Origin of the sequence: Xenorhabdus doucetiae (assembly GCF_000968195.1) — a bacterium.
Classification (GTDB): domain Bacteria; phylum Pseudomonadota; class Gammaproteobacteria; order Enterobacterales; family Enterobacteriaceae; genus Xenorhabdus; species Xenorhabdus doucetiae.
On record NZ_FO704550.1, the window covers coordinates 3,125,727 to 3,145,347 of the forward strand.

Genomic DNA, 19,621 nt, shown 5'->3' on the forward strand with positions numbered 1-19,621 from the left:
CTGATCCCATTTTTCACTGATTCAGGGATTGGATCGCATCAATTAATTACCTAAGTTTGACCGCAGTAAACGCATGAATATCGAAATTGACGGCAACCGATGATGACTTGTCGATGTTCGTTACCGCCGTCATAAATTGATGTTCATACTCTTCGCCGCCTTCCTCTTCGATATATCGGGTGACATAACTGGTGGATAGAAAAAATAACGCGACCTCTTCTGGGCTGAGGAAAATCATGTTGGCAAAAAGTTCCCGACACGCATCTTGAAGATGTGGGCAATCGCCCATCAGTTCCAGCGTATTGTCATATTGGGTAAGGCGGGGATCACGATAACGTGACCAGCGGGTAACCAACTCCCGTTCGATATAATCGCGCAGCGGGCCATATACCACAGGAAAACCATATTTATACGCACAAAAAAGCCCGCCGGGTTTAAGCCACTCCCGTAGGTTCATCAGTATTCTTTTACGATCCATCCAATAGAAGGAAGTGGCACTGGTAATGAGATCGAAGGAATGCGAGGGTGAAAAGGTTTCGGCCGGAGATACGTTAAACTGAATATCAGGGGAGTTGTGCCTGGCTTTGTCGATCAAAGCGTCACCAATATCACAGCCTTCCACATGTTCAAATAACCCTTGCAGGCGCACTGTAGAAACGCCGTTACCGCATCCGATATCCAGCGCCGCTTCTTTAGCTGGGGTTCGACTGGCAAGAGAGACATATAACGTGTCTGGGTAAGTGATTTTCCTTCTTACGATATTGTAAGCCTGAGCATTCTTATTAAATTGTTTCATTGCATAATCTCCGGCAAGCTATCTATAACTATGGTGCAATTGCCCGATTTTTCTACTGACTATTTTTTACTGACTGAGTTATGCCAACCATAGCACTGATAGCCCCAATTGAACGCCAAACAATAAGAAAACGTATCCATAAATTGTGGGCGGAGTTCGCTGACATCTATACATTTTTCCATATTTCTCTTATGCTAAATAACATAATTTAAACAATGAATTAAACCCTATGGAAAATATAACGACTACACCCGCTACCCTCGACGCCTTTATGTCTCTCGATATTCGCGTTGGCAAAATTATCAAAGCCGAAAAAAACGAAAAAGCCACCAAACCTGCCTATAAACTGTATATCGATTTTGGCAGTGATATCGGCGAAAAACAGAGCTCTGCCCAGATATGCCAAAACTACACGGAAGCGCAATTAATTGGTCAACAAATACTGGCAGTCGTGAACTTTCCCCCAAGGCGGGTAGCAGGATTTAAATCCGAAGTGTTAGTTTTAGCGGCCGTTTGTGACGATCAAGGCACTGTTTTGATCCAACCAGAAAAAGATGTGAACCTAGGCACCCGAATGCTGTAATTTTTAAATCAGTAACTATAGGAATACCATGAGAACACAAAAAAGATGTATGGGTTATGTTGCTATTGTTGTAGATGATTACGACAAGGCCATTGATTACTACACTAATAAATTAGGATTTACGCTGGTGGAAGATACGCCTCAGCCTGATAAAAGATGGGTTGTTGTCACCCCGAACCCTGAGAGTGATTGCAATTTATTACTGGCAAGGGCATCTAATGAAAGACAGGAAGCGTTTATCGGTAATCAATGTGGTGGCAGAGTCTTCCTGTTCCTGCAAACTGACGACTTTTGGCGTGATTATCATAAAATGAAAGAGAATGGCGTCCATTTCTGCCAAGAACCTCGTCAGGAAGAGTATGGTATGGTCGTAGTTTTTGAAGATATTTATGGTAACCGTTGGGATTTATACCAGAATGCAATGGCTTAGAGCCTTTCTATAAATATCACTATTAGCCCAATTATATTGGGCTATATAATACATTACCAATCTACAAAAAATAAAATAATAGCAATAGACTAATATACATTATCCAATCATACCTAATTACTGATGATATTATTTCATGGAATTATATAAATCTTAAATCAAACTGCTATTTTTTATCTTTTACTCCGCCCTAAAAACCTGTTTAGAATACCCACCGAAATCACATTCACATTATGTTTATGATCTTATTTATTAAATCACCTTAAATTTAACAGGAGTATATCTTATGATTACAATTAATATAAGTGGTGGTTCAGTAACAATTAATAACACTTACAATATCACATCAGAATCTGGCATTCAAAATACCCCTGCCTCAGAACCTCTCACCGTCATTCCTTATAGAGATATGACAATAGAACCACACTCTTCTATTGAGGCAACAAGAACTGATACGCCTATTATTCCTGAAACACGCCCCAATTATTATATCGCCAATTCCGGCCCTGCATCAGAAGTTAGAGCAGTGTTTTATTGGTCGCATTCTTTCACATCACAATGGTTCGAATCTTCCTCTATCATAGTGAAAGCAGGGGAAGACGGCATATTACAATCACCAAGCAACTCGCTATATTACAGCAAGGTTGTCATTTATAATGATACAGATAAACGCGCCTTTGTGACTGGATATAATAAGTAATGATAAGGAAAAATATTCTATAACCAATAAATTTTAAATTCACCTTTAAGGTAAAAAATAAACTTATGAATAACACATCTATAAATATCAATGAGAATGAAACATTACCTTTAGAAGTTATCCCTTCAATGCCTGAACCCATGTTAATCGTTCCTTATGCAACTTCTACTCCTGATTATGAATGGGATGCCTCCGGAATAATAAAAGATGCCATTATTGGTGGTATAGGATTTATTCCTGGCCCAGGTCCGGCAATATCTTTTCTGTTAGGACTCTTTTGGCCTCAACAGGCAGACAATACTTGGGAACAAATTCTGCAAAAAGTCGAGCAGATGATAGAGGATGCTGTTCTCAAAACCATTCAAGGTATATTGAATGGCGATATACAAGAAATTAAAGGTAAAATGGAACATGTCCAATACATGTTGGAAACCTCACCGGGTAGCCAAGAAAGCCGTGAAGCTTATATGTTTCTGGCGAGATATCTGGTGAGTATAGATGAAAAATTCAAGTCCTTTGATAATAAAACAAATTACCAAATTCTCCCGATGTATACCAACACTCTCATGTTACAGGTTCCTTATTGGAAAATGGGCATAGAGAAGCAAAAGGATATTGGTTTATCCGATATAGAAGTTAATGAATTAAAACAGCTTATCGATAAATTATATACCAAGGCTAACAGCTATATTCATGAAACGTATACGCGTCAATATAACGATGCGATAAACACGTCAACCGCAGCAAATATCACCAATAATTTATTTTCTGTCAGAGGATATTGTTTGTTACACGGTTTAGAGTGTCTTGAAATGATTGAGCATCTACAAAAGAATAGCCTTGAAAGTGGTTTCTATCCCAAAACCATCAGTTATTCTACCGTATTCGATCGTCAGACTCCCAAAATGAGAATTCAGGCTCTGACAGAAGACGATCAAATGCAGGAGCCATTAAAGCCATCTTTAATCAACGGCAAATACAATCAAATAAAATCATTGACTGGATATGTCCGTAGAATTGGCAATGCTCCCAGAGTGGGGGGGATGACGATCACATTTGCCAACGGTGCATCTTACACACTGGGTACAGTAACATCAGAAACGACGTCAATTGAGCTCAATGGCAGTGTGATCGAAAGCTTGGAAGTCTGGGGAGATGGCGCGGTTGATGAGGCATTATTTACGTTAAGTGATAAACGCCTATTCCGTATCGGTGAGCGCTACGCCAGAAAATACAAAAAATATGCTGTTGATAGCCACTATATTGCAGGGCTTTATTTAGCCAGTGATGAGCCTTCACTTGCAGGTCAAGCCGCAGGTATTGCCGTTTCATACCATATGCTGGATGACAAAAAATAATACTTAGCGAATAGAATTTGAGCCGTAGATTAGTGGTAAAGAGTCCCCCTAGCCATATAGCTAACTATGTGGCAGGGGGATTTTAAACAAAAGTCAGTCATAGCATCAGGATTAACCTTTATACCTATGATTTTGGTATATAACCATTAATAACATATTAGTGCCATTCATGATTATCAACTGTCATCATTTCATCACATCCCCAGTTTTACCTAATCATAGAAATCAATAAATCATCAAAACCAAACATATGTTTGTGATTTTCACAGATCAATATAACACTTTGTTTTTAAAAACATTAAAACAGGATAAAATATAGTTTACTTACTTTACGTATTTAACAATCTGATTTTTATTAATTTTTTAGCATAATATTCGAGATGCTTGTCACATTTTTATGTCATTTTCTGGCCTTATCAATCTTACGATCATATTCTCATAATGGAAAAGAAATATAAAAATAGTCTTTACTGTCTGTCAGACATGAAATACAACATCAGTGCAAAAAAACAATCAAGGGTGTGATATGTCAAAAAGGGAAAACCAGATATTGCAACTGCTAAAGCGTGATCCTTTTATTCAGCAACAAGAAATTGCTGATATCCTCGGAATCAGTCGCTCATGTGTTGCAGGACATATTATGAACCTAAGTAAAAAAGGTTATATTAAAGGCAAGGGGTATATTTTATCTAACGATGTTTACACTGTAACAATTGGTGCAGCCAATATAGATCTAACAAGCTATACCTCTGCCAAACTCATTTATGAAGATTCCAACCCAGGGAAAATTATTTCGACACCAGGTAGCGTCGGTAGAAATATTGCTCAGAACATTGCTTTATTAAAAAATGAAAGTTATTTAATTTCTGTCATTGGTGATGATGCATATGGAAAAACACTATTTGAGCAAACAAAATCAGCCGGTGTTAACGTTAAATATTTATATAAATTAGAAGGAGAAAAAACATCAATTTGCAATTCTATTATTGACGAAAATGGAAAGTGTATCGTTGCTGTTAATGATATGTGCATTCTGGAAAAACTCACACCAACTTTATTATCTCAATCTAAATCTTTAATCCAACATGCGAGCGTGTTAGTGGTTGACTGTAACTTAACGGAAGAAGCCTTAGACTGGTTATTTAATCATGCCGATACTGTTCCGATTTTTGTTGATACCGTTTCCAGAGCCAAGGCATCCAAAATCCGCCATTTACTATCACATATCCATACCTTGAAGCCCAATCGTACCGAAGCAGAAATTCTGAGTGGGATAAAAATTGAAACTCAAGAAGATGCCGCGGATGCTGCACATTGGTTTCATCAACATGGCGTCCAACGCTTAATTTTGAGCATGGATGCCGAAGGTGTTTATTACAGCGAAAGAGATAATACATCAGGATGGTCAAGCGCAATCAGCACCAATATCATTAATACCAATGGTGCAGGCGACGCTATGATGGCAGGTCTTGTACATTGCTGGTTAGAAGGCATGGAACTAAAAGAAAGCGTCCGCTTTGCACAACAATGTTCAGCACTAACCCTGTCTTCGGAAAGTATTGAGATATTTCCTAAGCATCGTTTATCTTTTTGAAAGAAATTTGGACTTTTCGTCTTTCAAATAATGGTCGTGATTCCAAAGTAGACATTGGGTTATCTGTCCAGCGATATCTGTTTCCAAAAGTGCACAGATGTACCGCAATCTTGCTCTCCCTTTCAGGCTAGGTGGAGTCAAGCCGTTGACTTGCCTGCCATCCTTATTTTTGTCTGAATTCCCGTGCAAATTCCGCTAACAGGCCAATATTCCACCAAAATTAGACGAAAATTGAATCTAACTGGCTAATTAATTTCACTGATGAATGTGTACAATTATAGACCGAATCTCTATTAATTCAGCACCATTCCGATATCTGATGGATAACAACATAAGTTAAATTTAATGAAAAATAACAAGGAATCACTGTACCTGCAAGAACGCGCTTACCTGCGGGAGCTGGCGCAGCGCGTGGCGAAATCATCCCCTCATTTAACGGATTTTCTGGTCACCGCCCATGACCCGGATATTCAGCGCCTCTTTGAAGCTTTTGCGCTACTGATTGCCCGCTTACGGGATAAACTGGAGGATGATTTTCCCGAAATTACCCACGGTATTTTGTCCCGTATCTGGCCGTTAGCATTATGTCCGATTCCGCCCACCACATCTTCACAATCGCTGTGATGTCCGCAAGGGAATGACTGATGGCAATGGCTTAATCCGTGAAGAAAGTCTGACAGCTATTCCCTTAATGTTAGAAATAGCTGCTCAGCCTTTAACCGATGAAATGGAACAGCGGCCACTAAGGATAAAACGCGGAGAAGAACACTCTACTGTCAGGCCAGAAACTGAATCTGCCGGGCACCTTTACCATTATGTGACTATTGGGGAATTGATAGATAGAATGCCAAATATTGAAGGATGGGAAGAAGAAAAACTACCTGCCTATCATTTCCCTGAACGTTCAATAGCAGGAATCAGTATTGAAGAAATGGACTCCCGTCATATAATAGAAGTTTGCCCATTCCGGGCTTGGTCGTTGTTATTGCATCACCAAAGAGATTATTCTTTGATTAATGCTTATAATCAGGGATTGATGGCTGTTTTAGTTTATGCGGATCTACTGAAAACTGGAGATGATGAAAATAAAAAGGGTATAGGTTCTATCTCGCACTTTTTTACAACGCAGCTCTTAGATTTATCACATATACCTAATCGTATTGAAGATAACCAATTTGAACCAATTGTCTATGATGTTCCTTTCAAAGATCGCTATACTCATGTGGAATTCATTGATACTGAAGACAATTTGGATACCCAGATGTTTTATGTAGCAAACAAAACCGAGTTAATTATTAGTTGGCGTGGAACAGCCAGTGGGACAGATGTTTTGACTGACCTTAAATTTAAACCAAGATGGCTTAGTGAAAATGATTTTGTTTCAAAAGGAAAAGTTCATAGTGGTTTTTGGAATGCATTTATGGAGGTAAATCATAAAACTGCATTATTCGATGTTGATAATGATAAACAAGAGATGCCTGTACTAAATGGCATAAAAGAATTAGCTTTAGGGAAAAAGCTATTTATCTGTGGTCATAGTCTAGGAGGTGCATTAGCATTCCTTCATAGTTCTCAATTAAGATATTACAATCCTTGCCTATATACATATAGTATTCCTAGAGTATTTACTTATAGTGCGATAGAGGAAATTGGAAATTTCATCCATTATAGACATGTCAATAAAAATGATCCTGTCCCACGTCTACCATTTGAAAAAGATATGGATAATTATTTATTTAAATTAGGATTAGATAATTTAGGGTATTCATCAGAAATAAAATCAACTATAATGCCATCCGAACTTGACTCCTTATACAAAACAAAGTCAGAAGAATTATATTTACATCATGGTAGAGTCATACATTTCCATGATATGCACCACATTGAGCCAGCATCCGCAAATAAAATAAATTTTATTGCCGTTGGCAATCTCAAAAGAGATATATTCAATTTTTATTCAGCCCCTCATTTATTACCATATGATGAATCAAGTCTATATTATTACCCTGATAATGCACAACCTAAAAATGCACACGGAATAACTCCATTAGCTCATCTTAGTGGCAACTACATTCAGAGGATAAAAAATAAACCAATAGAATTATGCATTCCTGAACAGAATAGAATTTATAAAGAACACATGGATGATTTTAAAAAGAAGAAAGATGTCGATAACATGCGAATAGAGAAACATTCACTATCGTATCCGTATTTCATAAAGTTAGAAAAAGAATTAGAGAAATGCTTATTTTCCAATAAGAAAAGTAAGGTGGAGCAACGTGCCATCAATATTTATACACATCATGTAAAGATCAAATAAGGGATAAAACATGAGTAGAATAAAAATATTAACTATTATTATGTTATCTTTACCTCTGATTGGATGTGATAGGATTTTAGATGAAAAACTTGATAAATATTCGCCAATCAATCCACAAAATGGAGGCCAATTTATTATGGTATCCAATATCTCTCCATCAGATACTAAAACTCATATTACTGCTAAGTACATATCCGATAAATGTACCAGAACGCACTATAATTCAAGTTTTCGTCCTACTGGAAAAGACAGGAGAACAAGAGAAATTAAATGGGATTTATCAGATCAAAATGGTCAAAGATTTGAAACAAAAATTCCTCTTGGTGGAGGTGGTTGGTGTCAATGGGAATTGAGTGAAATCAACATTGGGCTTGCTTATACTCAGCATCCTCTTGCGACAAAAGATACAAACTTTTATGTAAGTGCTATATTAACTGTTTTTATAAATGATGTTACTATAAACCCAAATTATAAAGAAAAATATGAATATAACAATATAAATTACTCTCCTGTTTTCCATACAGTCTATAATAATTCTATAAATTTTCCTTCAATTATATTTTCATCACCACAAAATAAATACAAATATCGCTTATGGGTAAAAAAAGGAAATAATGGCTATATTAATATCAATCCAAAAGTAGATAAATTAAAAATCATAAAAAAAACACATGAAAAAGGAGAGTATATTATTGAACATCAAAATATAGAAATAAAAAACAGAACAAATATCGATTCTAATAAAATAGATAAAATGATCACTCCCGAAAAATAGTAGGAGCGCATGGGGAAATTCACTTTTATTATTTGGCTCATTCTAAATTAAAAAAGGATGAGTCTTCCAGTATGGAAAGGGTTAACATGACAAATAAAAATATTATTTTTGGGGTGTTGGTTATATTATCTACTAATGCTTATGCCTCTGAATGGTCTATTGATATTGGTTGTTTTACTTCCAGTGGTAAAAAACCAATAAACATAAAGTTATCTGATATGTATTTCAAAAAAGATAATGCCAGAGTTGGTTATGTTAAGTATGAAAATTCCCATATGGCTATACCAATTGCTTTGGTTAAGGAATATTCTGAAATATTAGCTGAGGATAGGCCATATCAGTATACAACTGTATGGAATGAAATGATTCAAGGAAAATTTAATGGTTCGTATACGGTCATTTCACAGGGAGCAAGATACTATGGTCTTACATATATAAATACAAGAGGAAAACAAGTAGATTTTGAGGAAAATTTGTCTGCTTATGACGCAGAAAGAAAAGATTGTATTTGGAAATAACGACCTTATTTACATTTTTTTGTAATCGCTATTTCATGTTAAATGTGACCGCTTAGGCGGTCATTCTGAAATCAGTACGAGAAAAAAAATCGACCTAAATTAACCAAGGGTGCCAGCAATATTGATAGAAAAGGACTGAATTAATACAATATGTGCAACACTCTTCCTCGTATAGACTTCCAACGGCGTTAGCCCATTTAGCAAACTGGAACAATGCGAAAACAAAAGATAATAGCATCCAAGGTAATGTTCTTCCAGCAGAAATAGCTTATGCGAACCGCCCCAATCATAATTGGGGCAGAGTGATTTTTGATAATAACAGCAAGGATATCTCAAAATGAGGAAAATCTTAATAATATTGCTAGTTTTGGTAATATTATCGCTAGGACTTGGTTGGGTTTATATACGTTTGTTAGCCGCCAGCTTTCAGCCTGCTACACCATTTGGCACGCGAGAGATAACTTATAAGCCTATTGTACGTAACAGCGAACCATTGCCTTATAAACGGTGGGAATTTAAAATCAATACTCCAGAATATTTCCCTGCCAGCATTAGTTTTGTCCAGTTTTTGGATGAAGATAATTATATCGTACAAAAATTTATGAATGATGGCTCTAATTCAGATTATAGAAGTGTAAATACTTGGAATAAACGGATTGGAGGGGTATCCGATGTTATTAAAAACCATGGTGAAGCTTTGCCCCTATCATTGACAGTCTGTTGGGATTCAGTGATTGATAAAAAATCCTATCAAACACTATTTAAATTTTCACCATACGTTAGACAACTGATGCGTGAACCTTCTGCCGGGCACTTAGTTAAAGATCGTGTATTCTATCGAGATAGAATTTTTATCGGATTAGCCCCCGGCGGAACTGCCAAGGCTTGGTTACGGGGCTATGATAAAAACAACGGTGATAATATCTTAGTGGCCACAGGTGAATCGGTTTCTGGTGATAATATGACGATTTGTCGGGATAAAACAAACCATCCTGATGGTTATGGTGAATATTCCGAACATATCAAAAATTTTATCAAAGGGAAAAAATATCCTTACGGAGAGTGGTAAAGCGGTCACTTTGAGTTTTTCGCTTGTCTTCTCCGTGTTATCGGGCTAATAAATTAACCCGATAACACGGAGATCTGAAAAAATACCTGCCAGAAAAAAGGTTAACGCCTCACCCACTCCTCATTTTTCTCCTCATTTTTCTCCTCATTTTTTAATCCCCGTTGTTCTGGTTAACAATGGTGGATTCCTGCCCGTTTCGGTTAATCAGCTCGTCATATTCTAACTTGGTTAACCAGTGGCTGAAATTCTTCACGTTCACCCCCTCGCCTTTAAATCACACATACTCAGGGGGTGGGACAGGTCAGGCAATCTGCTGACATGTTTGGGCAGATGAGCCTCCACCGCCTTTTTGGCCTGCTAATGTTTTGTAATATGCTGGTCGTCTTGGTTTATGCCAGCTTTGACTCCACTTCGGTACAGTAATTGATGTCAATCTACTTAAGTTGAACTTAATGCGCTATAAGTTAAAGCACTATATGTCTAGTGAGGTATAATCAAGTTACGTTTTTATGTCATTTTCCGGGTATCAATCATGTCTGACACTAACTTTTCTCAAACGGCGGCTTTTATCTGGTCGGTTGCTGACCTGCTTCGCGGTGATTTTAAACAATCTCAGTACGGTCGTGTGATCCTGCCTTTTACACTGCTGCGTCGTCTTGAGTGCGTGTTAGCCGCCACTAAAGATGCCGTGGTAGCCGAGGCTGAAAAACTGAAAACCAGCCCGCTGCCAGAAGAAGCAAAAGAGAAATTTCTGCTCCGGGCCAGCGGCCTGACATTCTTCAACTCCTCTCCGATGAACCTCGGAAAGATGGGGCAAAACGATATCGCGGTCAACCTGGAGAATTACATCCAGTCTTTCTCAAAAGATGCGCGTGAAATCTTCGAACACTTTAATTTCAGTGACTTTGTCAGCCTCTTACAGGATGCCAATCTGTTGTTCAAAGTAGTGAAAAAATTCGCTACCACCGATCTCAGCCCGCAAAAAATATCTAACCATGATATGGGCTTAGTGTTTGAAGAATTAATCCGCCGTTTTGCGGAAAGCTCAAACGAGACGGCGGGAGAACATTTTACCCCGCGCGATATCGTACGTTTAACTACCTCGCTGGTATTTATGGAGGATGACGAAGCGTTATCGAAAGACGGCATTATCCGTACCATTTACGACCCAACAGCCGGGACTGGCGGATTCCTTTCTTCCGGCATGGAATACGTCCATGAACTGAACCCTAACGCGGTGATGCGCGCATTTGGTCAGGAGCTGAACCCGGAATCTTACGCTATCTGTAAAGCCGACATGCTGATCAAAGGTCAGGACGTCAGCCGCATCAAACTGGGCAATACCCTTTCTAACGACCAGCTACCGCAGGACCAGTTTGACTACATGCTGTCTAACCCACCGTTTGGCGTGGACTGGAAAAAGATTGAAGGCGAGATCAACGACGAACACCAGATAAAAGGCTTTAACGGACGTTTTGGCCCTGGTTTGCCACGTGTGTCTGATGGTTCGCTGCTGTTCCTGCTGCACCTTATCAGCAAAATGCGCGACAGCCACAATGTTGATGGCACCGTGACTAATGGTGGGCGTATCGGAATTATCCTCAACGGTTCGCCGCTATTTACCGGCGGGGCAGGCAGCGGTGAAAGTGAAATCCGTCGCTATATTCTGGAAGCCGACTTACTGGAAGGCATTGTCGCGCTGCCGACCGATATGTTCTACAACACGGGTATTGCGACCTACGTCTGGATCCTGTCGAATAAGAAAGCGTCAGAGCGCAAAGGCAAAGTACAGTTGATTGATGGTACTCACCTATGCGGCAAAATGCGTAAGTCGCTGGGTTCTAAACGTAATCTGATGAGTGAAGATGATATTAAACTCATCACCCGCACCTTTGGTGATTTTGAGGTTGTGGATACCACGCCGTTGGAAGATTTGGGACTGGAAAAAGCCGCAGAGCAAAAATCCAACCGTGGTCGTCGGTCTGCCACCGTTAAAACCGAAGCGCCGAAAACCTTCGCCAGCAAAATCTTTAACAGCACTGACTTTGGCTATCGCCGCCTGACGATTGAACGCCCGCTGCGTTTGTCTGCCCAAGTGACCGATGAGGCCATCGCCTCTCTGCGCTTTGCACCGAAGCCGTTTAACGCGCCAATGGAACGTCTGCATGACGAGTTCGCTGCACAGTGGCAGGATGATAACTATGGTGATTTCTCAGAGATTGAAGCGGAAGCCCGTGGCATCATCAAAAAGGAATTTGTTGAGTTGAAAGAGAAGCAAATTAAAGACCTGCTAGACAGTAAACTTTGGCTGGCGCAGCGTGCGTTAATGGAGAAAGCGCAGCAGATTCAGACGGCATTGGGTGCACAGGCAGGTGGCAAAACGTTAGTCAGCGATGACTTCAACCAGTTCCAGCTCACTTTGAAAGGAGCACTGAAAACCGCAGGTGTTAAGCTGGATACCAAAGAGAACAAACAGTTTATCGGTGCTATTACCACCAAAAATCCTGACGCCGAGCCGGTTGTGAAAAAGGTGCTGAAAGAAGCTGCCCAGCCACTGTATGGTGCGTTTGAGTACAAAGGCAAAGTGGTGGAGTTTGAGCAGGACGGTGACCTGCGTGATAACGAAAACGTTCCGCTGAATCCGGCTGTATCTACCAGCGCTCTGATTGAGAATTACTTCAAAGCGGAAGTGCTGCCGCATGTGGCCGATGCCTGGATTAATGCCGATAAGCGCGATGCGAAAGACGGAGAAGTGGGTGTTGTCGGTTATGAAATTCCGTTTAACCGCCATTTCTACGTTTATCAGCCGCCGCGTCCGCTGGAAGAGATTGATGCCGATCTGGATGCAGTGAGCGCCGAGATTATGAAGCTGCTGCAAGAGGTGCATTCCTGATGGCGAAATATAAGGCGTATCCGGAATATAAGGATTCTGGGGTTGAGTGGTTGGGTGAAGTACCTTGTCACTGGAAAGTGATATCTATATCTAGATTATTTTTTAGAACGAAGCGTGCTGGGTATACAGAAAAAGAATTACTTTCTGTTTATCGGGATTATGGCGTTATACCCAAATCCAGTAGAGAAGATAACAATAACAAACCTTCAGAGGACTTATCACCTTATCAGTTAGTACAACCCAATGATTTGGTAATGAATAAGATGAAGGCCTGGCAAGGTTCTATCGCAATTTCAGAGTATGAAGGGATAGTCAGTCCTGCATATTTTGTTTATCAACCAAATAAGGTTCTTTTTGAACAAGCATATCCAAGATATGTTCATTATTTACTTCGCAATCCGATTTATGTTACTCAATATCTGAGTTGTTCCAAGGGCATACGTGTAAATCAGTGGGATCTAGATCCTGACGAATTTAGAAAAATTGAACTGCTTTTGCCTACCAAGCACGAACAGAAAAAAATATACAGTTTTCTCGACCACGAAACCGCAAAAATTGATAACCTAATTGACAAGCAAAAGCAACTTATTGAACTGCTAAAAGAAAAACGCCAGGCAGTGATTAGTCATGCCGTAACCAACGGGCTAAATCCTGATGTGCCGATGAAAGATTCTGGTGTTGAGTGGTTGGGTGAAGTGCCGGAACATTGGGTTGTTGCTCAATTAAAGTTTAATACTTTAGAAATGCAAACAGGTCCATTCGGTAGTCAGTTGCATGCTGAAGATTATATAGTTGATGGTATTCCATTAATAAACCCCGCGCATATGAATTCAGGTGAAATTATACCTGATTTACAGGTCACTGTTGATGAAGCAACACAGAAAAGATTAGAGAGACATAAGTTATTAGATGGTGAAATCATCTTTTCTCGTCGTGGTGAATTAGGAAGGTGTGCGGTTGTAAAAAAAGAGCATGAAGGTTGGTTATGCGGGACTGGTAGTCTAAAAGCTAAACTCACAAAAAAAATCATTCCAGACTATGCATATATTCTAATTTCTTCAGAGGGCGTTGTTTCAGAACTGATATTGGAGTCTAAAGGCTCGACAATGGCAAATTTGAATACTGAAACCTTGGGACGCGTTCGATTACCTGTTCCGCCAATTAGAGAGCAAGAGGCAATATTGGACTACATCAAAGTGATTTCTGATAAATATGATTATTTAATTCTTTCAGCAGACACTGCAATTAGGCTTATGCAAGAACGCCGCACCGCCCTAATCTCCGCTGCCGTCATCGGAAAAATCGACGTTCGCAACTGGGTTGCACCGAACACGCAGGATGTTGAGGAGTCACAGGAGGCCGCCGCATGAGTATGGACACCACCAAGGAACTGATTTTTCAGGATGACATGATCGCGCAGATGGTCGAAAAAGGTTGGATTCGTGGTAAATCTGATGGCTATGATCGCGAACGTGCTTTGTATTCGCAGGATGCGCTAACCTTCGTGCAGACCACGCAGCCGCAGGAGTGGGATAAGTTTTCAAAGATTTATCCCACCGATACCGAGCGCCATTTCCTCGATGCGCTGGTAGCTCAGTTGAAAAAAGCGGATATCAATGCCACCGATATGCTGTCGCGTACTTACGGCACGCTCGGTGTATTGCGTCACGGCATAAAAAGCCATAGTGCACGCTTTTCCCTGTGCCAGTTTAAGCCGGAACATAACCTCAACCCGGAAACGCTGGCGCGCTATAAGCAAAATATCTGCCGCATTGTACCGGAGCTGGTTTATAGCCCTCATGCCTCAAAAGCGGCATTTGAAGAATCTGGCGTAAAAGCGAAAAAGTGGCGCATTGACTTGGTGCTGTTTGTTAACGGCCTGCCAGTGGCGACGCTTGAATTGAAGTCTGAGTTTAAGCAAGCAGTACAAAACGCCATCAAGCAGTATAAGAAAACGCGTCTGCCCAAAGACCCTGGCACCAATAAACCGGAACCGCTGCTCACCTTCAAACGTGGCGCTTTAGTGCACTTTGCCGTCAGTCAGTATGAAGTGTTTATGGCAACCAAACTCGACGGCGATAAAACTTTCTTCCTGCCCTTCAACAAAGGCACAAAAGAGGGCGGTGCGGGGAATGATATCCCGGAAGATGCAAACCAATACGCCACCAGCTACCTGTGGAATGAGGTATTGCTGCCGGACAATCTGCTGAAAATTCTCGCCAGCTTTGTGCATCTGCAAATCGAAGAGAAAGAAGAGTGGAACGGCCTGAAAAGCAAGAAAGAAAGCCTGATCTTCCCGCGCTATCACCAGTGGGATGTGGTGAACAAGCTGATTACTGCTGCTACGATGGAAGGCACCGGTAATAAGTATCTGATTCAGCACAGCGCGGGTTCCGGTAAATCCAACTCGATTGCCTGGACAGCCCATCAGCTTTCCCGCCTGTACGATGAGAAAGGCGAGAAGCAGTTCCATTCGGTGATTGTGGTAACCGATCGTACCGTGCTGGACGATCAGCTTCAGGACACCATTTATCAGTTTGAGCATCAGGATGGTGTGGTCGCACGCATCAACAATAAAGAAGGCGATGGTTCGAAGTCTGAAAAGCTCGCCAGCGCGCTGGAAAACTCGCAGCCAATTATTATCGTCACTATTCAGACCTTCCCGTTTGTGCTGAAAGCAATTGAAAACAGCGTCAGCCTCAAACAGCGTAAATATGCGGTGATTGCCGACGAAGCCCACTCTTCACAAAGCGGCTCAACGGCACGCAAGCTGAAAGAAGTGCTGATGACCGAGGAAGCGAATGACGATGTGGTGCTGTCTTCGGAAGATATTCTGGATGCCACCGTCGCCGCACGTAAAGGTAGTCATAATCTTAACTACTATGCGTTTACCGCGACACCGAAGGCCAAAACGCTGGAATTGTTTGGCCGTCTCCCCAATCCGCTTGAACCTGCGTCAAAAACCAATAAGCCCGAAGCGTTCCATGTCTACTCTATGCGTCAGGCTATTGAAGAAGGCTTTATCCTTGATGTCCTGAAGAACTACACCAACTACAAGGTGGCCTATAAGCTTTTGCAGAAGCTGGACGATCCAGACCGGGAAGTCGACAGCAAAAAAGCGAAGATAAAACTGAATCAGTGGGTAGCGTTGCACGAATATAACGTTTCGCAGAAAGTAAAAGTCATTGTTGAGCACTACCGTAAGCATGTGATGCATTTGCTGGGTGGGCAGGCTAAAGCGATGGTTGTTACCAGCTCACGTAAAGCGGCCGTACGTTATAAACTGGCGTTTGATAAATACATTGCTGAGAACAGTTACCAGAAGATCAATGCGATGGTGGCGTTTTCAGGCGAAGTCGAATTCGTTGAAAGCGACCACAACAGCCTCGCACTGCTGAATCAGAAGTTTACTGAAATTAGTATGAACCTTGGGCTGAAAGGCCGGGATATGCGTAAAGCTTTTGATAGTGATGACTATCAGGTGATGCTGGTAGCGAATAAATTCCAGACCGGTTTTGACCAACCTAAGCTGTGCGCCATGTATGTCGACAAAGCTTTGGGCGGAGTGGAGTGTGTGCAGACACTTTCACGGCTAAATCGTATTTATCCGGGTAAAGCAGAATCGGGAACATTTGTGCTCGATTTCTATAATGAACCGGACGACATTCTGGGCGCTTTCCAGCCTTACTATCAAACAGCGGAGCTAACCGACGTCAGCGATCCACAGTTAGTGTTCGAGTTGTTCGAGAAACTTCGCACCAGCGGCATTTTTCTGTGGAGAGAAGTTGAGCAATTCTGTGAGGCATTCTTCACCAAAAACAAATCTAACGCAGCGATTAGCAATATTTGTAAGCCTGCTGTTGAGCGCTGGAAACAACGCTATATCTCCGCGATTGATGCCTATGCACTGGCAAAGGAGATGTTTGAACGTACTAAGAAGACCGGTGATGTGGTGCTAATCACTAACGCCGAAAACAACTTTAAAGCAAGCAAACAGGAAAAAGACAAACTGGATATCTTCAAAAAGGATCTCGGCAGCTTTGTCCGTTTCTACGAATTTATATCGCAGATCGTTGACTACGATGACAAGGATTTAGAGAAGCTGAGCCTGTTTGCTCGTCACCTTCGCCCTTTGCTCCATGAGCAACGCATTGAAGAAGATGAGATTGATTTAAGTAATGTGGAGATGAGCCATTACCGTTTGTCAAAACTCCACGAACAACATCTCAAACTTCAGGAAGATGCTGAAGAATACAAAATCAAACCAGGCAATGATATTGGTACAGCGAAGCCAAAGGACAAGAAAGAAGAGTTTCTGTCAAATATTCTGGCACGTCTAAACGACCTGTTTATCACTGACAATCTCACAGACAAAGACATGATCAATTATGCTTTTACCGTGCGTGATAAGCTGTCAGAAAACCAGGCGGTGATGACGCAGATTGCAAATAACACACGCGAGCAAGCCATGTTAGGTGATTTTCCTAAAGCCATTGATGATGCGGTTATGGACAGCAATGACGCTCAGCAAGATATGATGATGCAGTACCTGTCTAACCCTGAGCTGGCAAAAGGGTTTGCGCGAGTGGTGTTTGATATGTTGAAAGGAGCTTAAGTTTTTAGTTGGCAGTAATAACGGGTGCTTTAGCTCGCTTGATCACTAAGTCTGTCAGACTCATAACCCACCACAAAAAACCATACAACAAATTGTGTAGATTTAGAAAGACAACACTGGACTTAGAGAGAATGAAATACTGATAACTCTTTTATTTTACTGGGCTTAGTGGACTTTTATTGACTTCAAGAGAGGTTAATCTGGAGCGAGTGAAGGGAATCGAACCCTCATATAGAGCTTGGGAAGCTCTCGTTCTGCCATTGAACTACACTCGCATCAACGAAATGTGCTGTCAAATATATACCTGTTACTGAATCTCAGCAAGTAGTATATCGTTAATATTTGTCTATATTTCAGTCAGCTGTTTAAGTATTTTTAATGAATATAAAAAAACGTCCTGCCCGGTTAACCAGACAAGACGTTTAACGGGTTTTAATCAAAAATGATTACTTATGCGGACGCATCGCCGGGAACAGGATAACGTCACGGATGGTATGGCTGTCAGTAAACAACATCACCATACGGTCGATACCAATCCCTAAACCCGCTGTTGGTGGCAAGCCGTGCTCCAACGCAGTGATGTAGTCTTCATCATAGAACATCGCTTCGTCATCACCTTGATCTTTCTGACGAACCTGCTCGGCAAAACGCTCTGCCTGATCTTCCGCGTCGTTCAGCTCCGAGAAGCCGTTACCAATTTCACGGCCGCCGATAAAGAATTCAAAACGATCGGTAATGAATGGGTTATCATCGTTACGACGCGCCAGAGGAGAAACTTCTGCCGGATATTGCGTAATAAAGGTCGGCTGAATCAGGTGGCTTTCAGCGGTTTCTTCAAAAATTTCACACTGAATACGACCCAGGCCCCAGCCTTTTTCAACATCAATGCCCAAGGATTTCGCGATAGCAACCGCTTTATCCATATCATCCAGATCGGCCATGTTGGTTTCTGGACGATATTTGCAGATCGCTTCTTTCATGGTCAGTTTGGCAAAAGGCTGACCAAAATCAAACTCTTGTTCGCCATATTTTACCAAGGTTGTTCCCAGCACTTCTTGGGTCAAAGTCCGGAACAGCTCTTCGGTCAGGACGATCAGATCTTGGTAATCCGCATACGCCATATAGAGTTCCATCATGGTGAACTCTGGGTTGTGGCGCGGAGAAACACCTTCGTTACGGAAGTTGCGGTTGATTTCGAAAACACGCTCAAAACCACCGACCACCAGACGTTTCAGGTACAGTTCCGGCGCGATGCGCAGGTACATGTCGATATCCAGCGCGTTATGGTGCGTGATAAATGGACGCGCACTGGCACCACCGGGGATCGCCTGCATCATTGGCGTTTCAACTTCCATGAAGTCTTTTTTGATCATGAAGTTGCGTAATGCCGACATCACACGGGAACGGATCTGGAATGCCTTGCGTGATTCATCATTCGAGATCAGATCCAAATAGCGCTGACGATAGCGCATTTCCTGATCCGCCAAACCGTGGAATTTATCCGGCAGCGGGCGCAGTGCTTTGGTCAGCAGATGCAGTTCAGTACAATGGATGGAAAGTTCACCCGTTTGAGTTTTAAACAGCTTACCGCGTGCGCCTAAAATGTCACCCAAATCCCATTTCTTGAACTGAGTGTTGTAAATGCCTTCCGGCAGGTCGTCACGGGAAACGTAGATCTGAATGCGGCCGCCCATGTCTTGCAGGGTAGCAAAAGAGGCCTTACCCATGATGCGGCGTGTCATCATGCGACCGGCCACGCTCACTTCGATATCCAGCGCTTCCAGCTCTTCCTTGGTCTTGTCATCGTATTTTGCGTGCAGATCTTCGGAAATGTTTTCGCGACGAAAATCATTGGGGAAAGCAATACCGTTGCTGCGCAGGGCAGCCAGTTTTTCACGGCGGGTTTTCAGTTCGTTATTTAAATCAGGAGCCTGTTCAGCACCTTGCTGTTGTTGTGACATTTTAGTTCC

The 19,621-nt window shown here is 41.5% G+C and carries 15 protein-coding genes and 1 tRNA gene; 13 read left to right on the forward strand and 3 right to left on the reverse strand.

Annotation, left to right across the window (positions count from 1 at the left end; genetic code table 11):
• Positions 1-46 precede the first annotated feature (46 nt).
• Positions 47-796 carry a class I SAM-dependent methyltransferase gene (locus XDD1_RS13565; protein WP_045971961.1) on the reverse strand — a complete coding sequence of 250 codons (750 nt, stop codon included), beginning with the start codon at positions 794-796 and terminating at the stop codon, positions 47-49.
• Between the two features lie 229 nt (positions 797-1,025).
• On the opposite strand from XDD1_RS13565, the gene XDD1_RS13570 reads away from it, so the two are divergent.
• The 13 genes from XDD1_RS13570 to XDD1_RS13635 all read left to right on the forward strand — a co-directional run bounded on the left by XDD1_RS13570 (position 1,026) and on the right by XDD1_RS13635 (position 17,651).
• On the forward strand, positions 1,026-1,379 hold the full coding sequence (locus tag XDD1_RS13570) for a tRNA-binding protein (protein WP_045971963.1): 354 nt from the start codon (positions 1,026-1,028) through the stop codon (positions 1,377-1,379).
• 28 nt (positions 1,380-1,407) lie between these two features.
• The gene (locus XDD1_RS13575; RefSeq protein ID WP_045971965.1) at positions 1,408-1,809 is read left to right on the forward strand and encodes a VOC family protein; all 402 of its coding nucleotides are present in this window, start codon (positions 1,408-1,410) and stop codon (positions 1,807-1,809) included.
• A gap of 286 nt (positions 1,810-2,095) precedes the next feature.
• On the forward strand, positions 2,096-2,509 hold the full coding sequence (locus XDD1_RS13580) for a hypothetical protein (RefSeq protein WP_045971967.1): 414 nt from the start codon (positions 2,096-2,098) through the stop codon (positions 2,507-2,509).
• 65 nt (positions 2,510-2,574) lie between these two features.
• Positions 2,575-3,867, forward strand: a complete 1,293-nt coding sequence (locus tag XDD1_RS13585; RefSeq protein WP_045971969.1) for an insecticidal delta-endotoxin Cry8Ea1 family protein — start codon at positions 2,575-2,577, stop codon at positions 3,865-3,867.
• Between the two features lie 526 nt (positions 3,868-4,393).
• A complete protein-coding gene (locus XDD1_RS13590; protein WP_045971971.1) occupies positions 4,394-5,461 on the forward strand; it encodes a PfkB family carbohydrate kinase in 1,068 nt (355 codons plus the stop codon).
• Between the two features lie 345 nt (positions 5,462-5,806).
• Complete coding sequence (locus XDD1_RS13595) at positions 5,807-6,085, forward strand: type VI secretion system baseplate subunit TssF (protein WP_052705712.1); 279 nt, start codon at positions 5,807-5,809, stop codon at positions 6,083-6,085.
• A gap of 13 nt (positions 6,086-6,098) precedes the next feature.
• Positions 6,099-7,781 (forward strand): lipase family protein, encoded by a 1,683-nt coding sequence (locus XDD1_RS13600; RefSeq protein WP_052705713.1) that lies wholly within the window; start codon positions 6,099-6,101, stop codon positions 7,779-7,781.
• Between the two features lie 10 nt (positions 7,782-7,791).
• Positions 7,792-8,556, forward strand: coding sequence for a hypothetical protein (locus XDD1_RS19485; protein WP_148886044.1), 765 nt, complete (start codon positions 7,792-7,794; stop codon positions 8,554-8,556).
• 86 nt (positions 8,557-8,642) lie between these two features.
• Positions 8,643-9,074, forward strand: a complete 432-nt coding sequence (locus XDD1_RS13615) for a hypothetical protein (RefSeq protein ID WP_045973618.1) — start codon at positions 8,643-8,645, stop codon at positions 9,072-9,074.
• A gap of 337 nt (positions 9,075-9,411) precedes the next feature.
• Positions 9,412-10,143: a DUF2931 family protein gene (locus XDD1_RS18655; protein WP_065814097.1), complete on the forward strand. Its 732-nt coding sequence runs from the start codon at positions 9,412-9,414 to the stop codon at positions 10,141-10,143.
• Positions 10,144-10,675: 532 nt separating this feature from the next.
• Positions 10,676-13,036 (forward strand): type I restriction-modification system subunit M, encoded by a 2,361-nt coding sequence (locus tag XDD1_RS13625; RefSeq protein ID WP_045971977.1) that lies wholly within the window; start codon positions 10,676-10,678, stop codon positions 13,034-13,036.
• Positions 13,036-14,406: a restriction endonuclease subunit S gene (locus tag XDD1_RS13630; protein WP_045971978.1), complete on the forward strand. Its 1,371-nt coding sequence runs from the start codon at positions 13,036-13,038 to the stop codon at positions 14,404-14,406. The genes XDD1_RS13625 and XDD1_RS13630 overlap by 1 nt, the downstream gene beginning before the upstream one ends.
• Positions 14,403-17,651, forward strand: a complete 3,249-nt coding sequence (locus XDD1_RS13635) for a type I restriction endonuclease subunit R (RefSeq protein ID WP_045971980.1) — start codon at positions 14,403-14,405, stop codon at positions 17,649-17,651. The genes XDD1_RS13630 and XDD1_RS13635 overlap by 4 nt, the downstream gene beginning before the upstream one ends.
• A gap of 201 nt (positions 17,652-17,852) precedes the next feature.
• Here the strand turns inward: XDD1_RS13635 and XDD1_RS13640 are convergent.
• Positions 17,853-17,926 (reverse strand) — tRNA-Gly (locus XDD1_RS13640).
• 171 nt (positions 17,927-18,097) lie between these two features.
• Positions 18,098-19,612 carry a lysine--tRNA ligase gene (lysS, locus tag XDD1_RS13645; protein ID WP_045971982.1) on the reverse strand — a complete coding sequence of 505 codons (1,515 nt, stop codon included), beginning with the start codon at positions 19,610-19,612 and terminating at the stop codon, positions 18,098-18,100.
• Between the last annotated feature and the right edge of the window lie 9 nt (positions 19,613-19,621).

Excerpts from the sequence above, each read along its gene's own strand:
- XDD1_RS13565 (WP_045971961.1), bottom strand. The coding sequence starts at position 796 with ATGAAACAATTTAATAAGAATGCTCAGGCTTACAATATCGTAAGAAGG.
- XDD1_RS13570 (WP_045971963.1), top strand. The coding sequence starts at position 1,026 with ATGGAAAATATAACGACTACACCCGCTACCCTCGACGCCTTTATGTCT.
- XDD1_RS13575 (WP_045971965.1), top strand. The coding sequence starts at position 1,408 with ATGAGAACACAAAAAAGATGTATGGGTTATGTTGCTATTGTTGTAGAT.
- XDD1_RS13580 (WP_045971967.1), top strand. The coding sequence starts at position 2,096 with ATGATTACAATTAATATAAGTGGTGGTTCAGTAACAATTAATAACACT.
- XDD1_RS13585 (WP_045971969.1), top strand. The coding sequence starts at position 2,575 with ATGAATAACACATCTATAAATATCAATGAGAATGAAACATTACCTTTA.
- XDD1_RS13590 (WP_045971971.1), top strand. The coding sequence starts at position 4,394 with ATGTCAAAAAGGGAAAACCAGATATTGCAACTGCTAAAGCGTGATCCT.
- XDD1_RS13595 (WP_052705712.1), top strand. The coding sequence starts at position 5,807 with ATGAAAAATAACAAGGAATCACTGTACCTGCAAGAACGCGCTTACCTG.
- XDD1_RS13600 (WP_052705713.1), top strand. The coding sequence starts at position 6,099 with ATGACTGATGGCAATGGCTTAATCCGTGAAGAAAGTCTGACAGCTATT.
- XDD1_RS19485 (WP_148886044.1), top strand. The coding sequence starts at position 7,792 with ATGAGTAGAATAAAAATATTAACTATTATTATGTTATCTTTACCTCTG.
- XDD1_RS13615 (WP_045973618.1), top strand. The coding sequence starts at position 8,643 with ATGACAAATAAAAATATTATTTTTGGGGTGTTGGTTATATTATCTACT.
- XDD1_RS18655 (WP_065814097.1), top strand. The coding sequence starts at position 9,412 with ATGAGGAAAATCTTAATAATATTGCTAGTTTTGGTAATATTATCGCTA.
- XDD1_RS13625 (WP_045971977.1), top strand. The coding sequence starts at position 10,676 with ATGTCTGACACTAACTTTTCTCAAACGGCGGCTTTTATCTGGTCGGTT.
- XDD1_RS13630 (WP_045971978.1), top strand. The coding sequence starts at position 13,036 with ATGGCGAAATATAAGGCGTATCCGGAATATAAGGATTCTGGGGTTGAG.
- XDD1_RS13635 (WP_045971980.1), top strand. The coding sequence starts at position 14,403 with ATGAGTATGGACACCACCAAGGAACTGATTTTTCAGGATGACATGATC.
- lysS (WP_045971982.1), bottom strand. The coding sequence starts at position 19,612 with ATGTCACAACAACAGCAAGGTGCTGAACAGGCTCCTGATTTAAATAAC.